The organism is Streptomyces sp. NPDC087440, assembly GCF_044744005.1.
In the GTDB taxonomy this organism is placed as follows: domain Bacteria; phylum Actinomycetota; class Actinomycetes; order Streptomycetales; family Streptomycetaceae; genus Streptomyces.
The window spans coordinates 274,984-283,249 of the sequence record NZ_JBIUXN010000013.1 but is presented as its reverse complement, the minus strand read 5'-3'; the positions used below and the strand labels follow the sequence as shown (position 1 = coordinate 283,249).

9 protein-coding genes and 1 riboswitch are annotated in these 8,266 nt (G+C 67.8%); of the genes, 7 read left to right on the top strand and 2 right to left on the bottom strand.

The window, feature by feature from the left end; translation table 11 throughout:
• Positions 1 to 186 precede the first annotated feature (186 nt).
• The 6 genes from ACIO3O_RS25480 (at position 187) to ACIO3O_RS25455 (ending at position 5,491) form a co-directional block, all read left to right on the top strand.
• On the top strand, positions 187 to 606 hold the full coding sequence (locus ACIO3O_RS25480; RefSeq protein ID WP_401749564.1) for a YrhB domain-containing protein: 420 nt from the start codon (positions 187 to 189) through the stop codon (positions 604 to 606).
• Positions 607 to 794: 188 nt separating this feature from the next.
• A riboswitch (TPP riboswitch) is annotated at positions 795 to 923 on the top strand.
• Positions 917 to 1,747: a hydroxyethylthiazole kinase gene (thiM, locus tag ACIO3O_RS25475; RefSeq protein ID WP_401749588.1), complete on the top strand. Its 831-nt coding sequence runs from the start codon at positions 917 to 919 to the stop codon at positions 1,745 to 1,747. (Overlaps the previous riboswitch by 7 nt.)
• A gap of 189 nt (positions 1,748 to 1,936) precedes the next feature.
• A complete protein-coding gene (thiE, locus tag ACIO3O_RS25470) occupies positions 1,937 to 2,575 on the top strand; it encodes a thiamine phosphate synthase (RefSeq protein ID WP_401749562.1) in 639 nt (212 codons plus the stop codon).
• On the top strand, positions 2,572 to 3,402 hold the full coding sequence (gene thiD, locus ACIO3O_RS25465) for a bifunctional hydroxymethylpyrimidine kinase/phosphomethylpyrimidine kinase (RefSeq protein ID WP_401749560.1): 831 nt from the start codon (positions 2,572 to 2,574) through the stop codon (positions 3,400 to 3,402). Before thiE ends, thiD begins: the two co-directional genes overlap by 4 nt.
• A gap of 5 nt (positions 3,403 to 3,407) precedes the next feature.
• Positions 3,408 to 4,097, top strand: a complete 690-nt coding sequence (gene tenA / locus ACIO3O_RS25460; protein WP_401749558.1) for a thiaminase II — start codon at positions 3,408 to 3,410, stop codon at positions 4,095 to 4,097.
• A complete protein-coding gene (locus tag ACIO3O_RS25455; protein WP_401749557.1) occupies positions 4,094 to 5,491 on the top strand; it encodes a purine-cytosine permease family protein in 1,398 nt (465 codons plus the stop codon). Before tenA ends, ACIO3O_RS25455 begins: the two co-directional genes overlap by 4 nt.
• Positions 5,492 to 5,602: 111 nt before the next feature.
• On the opposite strand, the gene ACIO3O_RS25450 is transcribed toward ACIO3O_RS25455, so the two are convergent.
• Positions 5,603 to 5,884 (bottom strand): hypothetical protein, encoded by a 282-nt coding sequence (locus ACIO3O_RS25450; RefSeq protein ID WP_401749555.1) that lies wholly within the window; start codon positions 5,882 to 5,884, stop codon positions 5,603 to 5,605.
• 247 nt (positions 5,885 to 6,131) lie between these two features.
• Positions 6,132 to 7,250 carry a serine hydrolase domain-containing protein gene (locus ACIO3O_RS25445; protein WP_401749553.1) on the bottom strand — a complete coding sequence of 373 codons (1,119 nt, stop codon included), beginning with the start codon at positions 7,248 to 7,250 and terminating at the stop codon, positions 6,132 to 6,134.
• A 241-nt stretch (positions 7,251 to 7,491) separates the two neighbouring features.
• Between ACIO3O_RS25445 and ACIO3O_RS25440 the strand changes: the two genes are divergently transcribed.
• Positions 7,492 to 8,157: a TetR/AcrR family transcriptional regulator gene (locus ACIO3O_RS25440; protein WP_401749551.1), complete on the top strand. Its 666-nt coding sequence runs from the start codon at positions 7,492 to 7,494 to the stop codon at positions 8,155 to 8,157.
• The last annotated feature ends 109 nt before the right edge of the window (positions 8,158 to 8,266 follow it).

The following is an 8,266-nucleotide window of genomic DNA, read 5'->3' as shown; positions in this document are numbered from 1 at the left end:
CTGCCTTCATGCACGCCACGGCCAAGTTCACCCGCCTCCATCCCCCTTTTCGATCACATCGTGCTCATGGTCGATAGGAAGACGGCTTCTGAGGTGTGTGAATTCGTTGGAGGCGAGAGGAAGCCTTCAGGGATGCTGGTCGCGTGATCGAGCGAGAGGCCGCCGTTCGAGCCGTCGAGGAGGCAGTTGGAGCGTGACTATCTGCAGTGGCGTGCTGTGGATGTGAACGCGCTGCGGATGGCTGTGGCCGGTGTCAGAGAGCATGAGTTGGTGTGGATCGTCAGCTGGAACTCCGAGCGGTTCCTGCGTGCTCGTGACGGGGCGTTCGGGCTGGTCGGCAACGGGCCGTACCTGGTGGACGGGGTCGACGGCGGGCTGCACCAAGTCGGGGTCCTCTCGGCAAAGAGCGGTGGGTGGGAGGACGACTACAGGGGTCGGATACGGGGGCTGCCGGTGCGTACCGCGGTGGATGAGCTGCACGATGCGCTGTGCGAGGTCGTCGGTGCGCGCGGGCATCTGGATGCTGTGCGGGCGCTGCGTCGGAGGCTGCCTGTGTTCTCGCCTGCGGAGGCCATCCAGTACGTCAGGGCGGTTGGTGGGCGGTGATCCACCGGCGCGTCTGGTGGCCGTAGCCGTTGGGGAACTCGTGAGCCCTGTCGATCCGGTCTTCACGGTCGAGAGCATTCGGAGCGGTGCGGAGATCTGAGTCGGTCGGAGTGGTCGGCGGTCCTCGTGCACTGCGGTTTGTGTGACCCCACGTGTCACCTCCCGCTTTCGAGGGAGGTACATTGCGTAGCGACCACCGCGGGAGCTCGGGAGTAGCCGGGCTGAGAGGGCGGACGGGAGTTGTGGCTCCCCTTTCCGCCGACCGCATGAACCTGGACCGGGTAATGCCGGCGTAGGAAGGGTGTTGACGATGGGTTCTGCCTTCGTGCCTGCTCAAGACGGTGCTGCTGTTTCTGGTGATGACCTGGCGGGCGTGATCGCGTCGGTGCGGGGCTCCGGGCCTCTTGTGCACTGTCTGACGAACGTCGTGGTGTCGCAGTTCACAGCGAATGTGCTGCTTGCGGTGGGGGCGGCTCCCGCGATGGTGCACAGCGCGGAGGAGGCCGGGGCGCTGGCTCGGGTGGCCGGGGGTGTTCTGGTCAATTTGGGGACCGTAACGTCCGTGACGGCGGCGGCGATGCGTGTCGCGGTCAAGGAGGCGGCCGGGGGTGGGCGGCCGTGGGTGCTTGATCCGGTGGCCGTGGGGCCGTTGCCGTGGAGGACCGGGCTTGCTCATGAGCTGTTGGAGAGTGCGCCGCCTGCGGTGGTTCGGGGGAATCCTTCGGAGATTTTGGCGCTGGACGGCGGTGCGGGTGGGCGCGGCGTGGACAGTACGGATGTTCCGGAGGCGGCGCTGGACGCTGCCACTGGGCTGGCTCGGCGCTACGGCTGTGTGGTGGCGGTGAGTGGGCCGGAGGATGTTCTGACGGATGGTGCGCGGGTGGTGCGTGTGGCAAACGGGCATCCGTTGCTGCCGCTGGTGACGGGGACGGGCTGTGCGCTCGGTGCTCTGGTGGCCGCTTGTGTGGCTGTTACTGGTGATGCGCTGGTGGCTGCCGCTGCTGCGACGGGGCTGCTGACGGTGGCTGCGGAGGTTGCGGCCGTCCGGTCTGCGGGACCGGGGACATTTGCGGTCGCGTTGATCGATGAGCTGTATGCGTTGAGTCCGGAGCGGCTTGCCGGGGCTGTCAACTTGCGCTGAGCGGGCGTCTGTTGCGGGGTGGGCGGGCGAAGGTGCTGTGCCGCCTGGCCGGTCCTGCTCGTGTTCCCGTCTCTGTGGACGGTTTTTGAGGTCCCTGTGCGTCAGGGGCCCCTCTTCCCCTTGTTTCCCTGTATCTCTCGATGTTTTCCCGTGCCCCCAGCTGGGCGGGAGACCTTCAAGGACCACTTCATGCGACCTTTTCTCGACCTGTCCCTGTATCTCGTGACCGATACCCGGCTCTGCGGTGATCGTGGCGTTGCCGCGACTGTGGCGGCTGCTGTGAAGGGGGGTGTCACTGCTGTTCAGTTGCGTGATCCGGGTGCGGATGCGCGGGCGTTGTTTTCGCTCGGGCGGGCGATCCAGGCTGAACTCGACGGCACCGGTGTTCCGTTGATCGTCAATGATCGTTTGGATGTGGCGGTCTGGTTGGGTGCGGAGGGGGTTCATCTCGGGCAGCGGGACGTTTCTCCCGAGGTTGCCCGGCGGCTGCTCGGTCCTGATGCGTTCGTCGGGTTGTCCGTCAGCCGTTGCGAGCAGCTGGCGGACGTGTCGGATGCGGTGGATCACTTGGGTGTCGGGCCGGTGTTCGCGCAGTCGACCAAGCCTGATGCTGATGTGCCGATCGGGCTGGGTGGCTTGGCTCGGATCGTTCGGGAGAGTCCGTTGCCCAGTGTGGCCATCGGCGGGATCGGCGTGGCCGAGGCTGCCGAGGTGATGGGGTGCGGCGTGGCCGGGATCGCTGTTGTCAGCGCGGTCTGCGGGCAGCCCGATCCTGGGGTTGCCGCCCGTTCTCTCGTTGACGCCCTGGGGCAGGGGGTCTCCGCATGAGCAGCACTCCGTGCATCGCGCTCACCATCGCTGCCAGCGATCCTTCGGGTGGTGCCGGGATTCAGGCGGATTTGAAGGCGTTTTCTGCCAATGGTGCTTATGGGACTGCTGTTCTGACGGCCCTGACGGCGCAGAACACCCTGGGTGTCACGGGAATTCATGCCGTGCCCGCGGCCTTTGTGGCCGAGCAGATCGACACGTTGTTCGCCGATGTGCGGGTGGATGCGGTCAAGATCGGGATGCTGGCGGATGCGGGCATTGCCGCGGCTGTCGCGGACGCTCTGGAGCGGTATCAGCCCCGATATGTCGTTCTTGATCCTGTGATGGTCTCGACGAGCGGGCACCGGCTTCTGGAGGCGGATGCCGTGTCGGTGGTGCGGGATCGTCTTCTGCCGCTCGCCGATCTCATCACCCCGAATCTTCCCGAGGCCGGTGACCTGCTTGGACTCGCCGCTGTGGTGAACCGTACCGAGGCTGTCGAGCAGGCGTGGGCGCTTCGGGAGGCGGGAGCCCGGTGTGTCCTGCTCAAGGGTGGCCATCACACGCACGATGCCGAGTCCGTCGATGTTCTCGTCGATGTCGCTGACGGCCCCTCGGGGGCGGGTGTCGTCGAGTTGTCCGCGCCTCGTGTGCGTACGCAGAACACCCATGGCACGGGTTGCACCCTTTCTGCTGCGATTGCCGCTCTCCGGCCGCAGTGCGACGACTGGCCCACCGCTGTCCGCGCCGCGAAGGAGTACGTGACCGGGGCGCTGCGGGCTGCGGACACCCTGCGTGTCGGCAGCGGTCACGGTCCTGTCCACCACTTCTACCAGTACTGGAGCTGAACCCCATGAACACGACCTTCTGCGACGAGCTGTGGGCGGCCACGGCCGAGATACGTGCCGCCATCGACAAGATGCCCTTCGTCACCGGGCTCGGCGACGGCACTCTGGACCGGGCCAAGTTCGTCTATTACCTGGCCCAGGACGCCCTCTATCTGCGTGATTACGCCCGTGCGCTGGCCAGTGCCGCCGCGAAGGCGGACCGGCCCGAGGACATCGCGTTCTTCGCGAAGTCGGCTCATGGCGCGGTCGCGGTGGAGAGTTCCCTGCACGAGAGCAACGTCGTCGACATCGATGCCTGGACGCCCTCCCCCACCTGCACCGGGTACACCTCCTATCTGCTGTCCGTCGCGCACACCCAGGGTTATGCCGAGTTGGCCACGGCGGTCCTGCCCTGTTTCTGGATCTATGCCGAGGTGGGGCGTGCGTTGCTTGAGCAGGCGGGCGATCTTGCCGTCCATCCGTACGGCGACTGGATCGGAACGTACGCCGACGAGGAGTTCGAGGCCTCTACGGAGCAGGCCCGTGGGATCGTCAATCGGCTCGCGGACCAGGCCGATCCGGCGACGCGGGCGCGGATGCGTACCGCCTTCTCCACGGCGTCCACCTGGGAGTGGATGTTCTGGGACGCTGCCTGGCGTATGGAGGCCTGGCCGTTCGACGCTGCTGCGGCTCCGGTCGCGGAGGATGCGAAGTGACTGCCGCTGTTGAACCGAGCACGCCGAGAGTGGCTCCGGCGAACGAGGCGCCGCTCACGCTCGACCAGCCCACGCCGAAGGTTCTGACCGGTTGGGACCAGGGCACCTTCTGGGCCAATTTGGGCGTGAGTCTGCTCGGCTTCAGCGGCATGCTGGTCGTCCTGGACCCCTTGGGCACGGGCAGTCCGACGCTGTCGTTCGCTGCGGCGGTGACCGCTTCCGTCGTCGGCACGCTGATCGGTACGGCTGCTCTTGGTCTTGCCGCGATCACGGGGGCGCGGACCGGTGCGCCCTCGATGGTTCTGCTGCGGGGTCTGTTCGGTGCGAAGGCGTCGTATCTGCCGACTGTGCTCAATGTGCTGCAGATGGTCGGCTGGGCGGTCTTCGAGCTGGTGGTCATTTCCACCGGACTGAAGATTCTGGCTCGGCAGGCCTTCGGCGATCCGGGGCCGGGTTGGCTGTATGTGCTGGTGGCGGGTGCGGTGACGACGGCGTTGACGTTGCGTCCGTTGGGTGCGCTGCGCATCATCCGGCGGTACGTCACCGTGGCCGTCGTGCTGGCCATCCTCTATCTGGGGTGGGACCTGGCCGGTCGCGGTGTGCCGATGGAGGGGGGTTCCTGGAAGGACTTCTGGTTCGCCACCGACAGTGTGATCGCGGTGTCGATCTCCTGGCTGCCGTTGGTCGCGGACTACGCGCGGCACTCCCGCAGCGAGAGGGAGGCGTTCGGCGGGCTGGTGGTCGGTCAGACGCTCGCGGGCATCGCGGGGTCGGTTCTCGGTGTGGCCGCCCTTGCCATGATCGCGTTCGACAGCACCGATCCGTACAAGGTCTTCGATCCCTTCACCGCGACCAGTGTCGGGGTGATCTGCTTCGGTGTTCTGGTGCTGCGCGAGGTCGACCAGTCGTTCGCCAACGTCTACTCCACGGCGGTCTCCGCCCAGAACCTGTTGCCTCGGGCGGACCGGCGGGTGCTGTGCCTGATCAGTGGGACGTTGGCCACTGGTCTGGCGCTGCTGGTGAACATGGACAGTTTTGCCAGCTTCCTCTATCTGATCGGTGCGGTCTTCATCCCGATGTTCGCGGTGCTCGTGGTGGACTTCTTTGTCCTCGGCGGTCACCGCACCTGGGACGTCTCGGAGCAGGCGCCGACGCGTTGGGTCATGTTGCTGCCCTGGGCGCTCGGTTTCGCCACCTACCAGTTGATCGCGCCGACGGGCATCGCCGGGTGGTCCGACTTCTGGGCCTGGCTTCAGGGTGTTGTGGGGCTTACCGTCCAGCCGTGGATGAGTGCTTCGCTGCTGTCCTTCGCGGTGGCTGCCCTCACCACGCTCCTGGTGGGCCGTAGGCGTCGGGGTGTTGCGGCTTCGGCTGGGGAGCAGTCCGTGAGCTGATGCTTCGTCAGGAATCTTTGCAGTGAAGGCACTTGTCCCTTGCGGGCGGCCCCGGTTGTCGGTGCCGCCCGCAAGGGGCTCAGTGCTTCGGCGGTGGGGTGGCTTCCGTGGTCAGTCGCAACGGCCGCACAGGTACCCGTAACGCTCGGTGGGTCGGGATGTGGTGACTCCCGGTACGGGTGACCAGCGACCTCGGTGGGCGCGGCGGGGTGGCGGGCCGTACGGCGAGTGCCAGGCCGGGCGGTCCGTGCGGGGCCTGGCGGTCGCGGCGCGGTGGCGCGCGGTGTGGTCCCGGAGCAGGGGCGTGGAGCGGATGATCAGCCGGTCCTGCGGGGTGGGCACGGGGGTGCCGATGAGAGTGAGCAGGGTGATGAGGGTCCGGGTTTGTGACATGGATGTACACCGGTTCTTTGTGAGAGGAACGCAGGGGGAAGCGGCACGGCGCGCGAGTGCGGCGTGCGACGGTTCAGCGCTCGGGGTGTCTCACAGGGTGTACAACGGCGTGTCCTTGGTCGGAGGGATGGGTGCGGGAGCACGCTAGCCGCGCTTCGGGTGGGGTTCCAGTGATTTTTCGGTGGGTGGGCCGGCGCGGGGTCCTGCTCGCGCGGCGCGGCCTGCGAGCAGGACCTCAAGGTTGATGTCAGGCGTACAGGGCGAGGTCGTAGAAGGTCGCGAGTGCCTTGTCGATGGGGTGGGGTTCGGGGCGGCCCGTGGGGTCGAGGGTGTTCCACCGCTGGAGGTTGAGCGCGACGGCCAGTTGGCGTTGGCCGTCGGCGCGGGTCATGGCCAGGGTGCCGCCGCCCCAGACCGTGCCGCCGTGGCCCCAGAAGGTTTCCCGGCCGGGGCTGTGTGTCGGGTGGAGGCCGAGTCCGTACGGGATGGCCGTGAGCTCTTGGGAGATGACCTGGGTGGTCTGCTGCATGGCGGCCAGGGAGGCCGGGGTGACGATCCTGCCGGACAGGAGGGCCGCGTAGAAGCGGTTGAGGTCGGTGACGGTGGAGATCAGGGAGGCGGACGGGCCCACGTAGGACATGTCGAAGTCGCTGTAGTCGCGTGGCGGGTCGATCTTGCCGAACCAGGACTCGTAGAGGTGGGAGTGCGGTCCGTCGATGTGGGGGCCGGTGGGGAAGGCGGTGTCGTGGAGTTCGGCGCGCCGGATGACGTTCTCGGTGATGCAGTCCTCGGCGGTGGTCCCGGTGACGTGTTCGAGGAGGGCGGCGAGGAGGAGGTAGTTGGTGTTGGAGTAGAGGCCGGGGGTGCCGCCCGGGGGGCCGAAGGCGGCGGCGGTGACGCCGAACTCGATGAGGTCGGTGCGGTCGAAGCGGGTGTGGCGGTGGTTGTCGAAGCTCTCGGGGGTGGTTCGGGCGAGGTCGGGGAAGGCGGCCAGCGAGGTGTAGGCGTACGGGAGGTACTCGGCGAGGCCGCTGGTGTGGTTGATCAGCATGCGGACGGTGATCGTCTGGCCGCGTAAGCCGGGGACCAGGTGCGGGAGGTAGGTGCCGATCGGTGCGTCGAGGCTGATCGTGCCGCTTTCGGCCTGTTGCAGGATCGCTGCGGCGGTGAAGGTCTTGGTGACGCTGCCGACGCGGTGCTTCATGTCTACGGTGACGGGGCGGCCGGTGGTGAGGTCGGCGACGCCGGCGGCGCCGTGCCAGGTGCGGTCGCCGTCGCGGACTTCGGCGAACAGGCCGGGTACGCCTGCGCGGTGGACGTTTTCGAGGGCTTCGTCCAGGACTGCGGAATCCAGTGGGTTGTGCATGGTGGTGTGCGTCCTTTCGTCTTCGCCGGGTGGGGTCCGGGTCGAGAGGACCGGTCTCCCCCGGCGGGCAGCGAGACGGTGCGCGGCAAGGTGGTGCGCGGCACAGCGCGGGCGGCATGGTGGCGCGGCTCCTGGAGGAGTCGGCGGCATGCCCTTGTCCTCATTATGCACGCGGTGCGTGCAACACCAAGTGCCTTGCTGTGTGCGTGAGTTAGGGTGAGCGTTCAACGAGAGGAGCACGATGGCGGGGCGCAGGCGTTGGTCGACCGAGGAGATTCTGGATACGGCTGCCGAGCTGCTGCGGACGAGCGACGCGGACGCGTTCAGCGTGCGCAGGCTGGCTGCGGTCCTCGGGACGGATTCCTCCAGCCTGTACCGGCACTTCCGCAGTAAGACCGAGTTGTTGCGCTCGGTCTCCGACCGGGTGCTGCTCACGGCCATGGAGGGCTGGCGGGCGGAGCCGGACGGTGACTGGAAGCAACGTGTCACCCGGCTCGCGCTGCGGGTGCGGGAGGCCTTCGCGGAGCAGCCGGAACTTGCCGCGACGTGGGGGCGGTACGCGTCGAGTGGCGCCGGGTCCCGGATGGTGATGGAGGAGGTGCTGCAGGCGCTGCGGGCGTCGGGCGTGCCGGACGCGGATGTTCCCGGGTACTACCACCGGATCGTGGTCCTGTTCTCCGCGCTGATCGCCTCCGAGTCCGCGCTCGTCGCGAGCGGCTCGGTGGAGTACGAGCAGGGCATGGAGCTGTTCCGGGTCGCGGTGCTCGGCGCCGATCCCGAACGCTTTCCCGCTCTGGCGCACTTCGCCCGTGAACTGCGGCCGCTGGGGGTGGACCGGCGGGCGGCGTTCGAGGAGATCCTCGCGGTCCAGCTGGCGCACATCGAGGCCGTGGGGCGGCTGAGTTAGCCGACGGCAGGGTGGGGCAAGGTCCGGGCGGGGCGAGGTGGTCGGCTGCGGGCCGGTCGGTGGTGGTCCCCGGGGCCGCGGTGGTGCGCGCGGGCCCCGGGGACCGGGT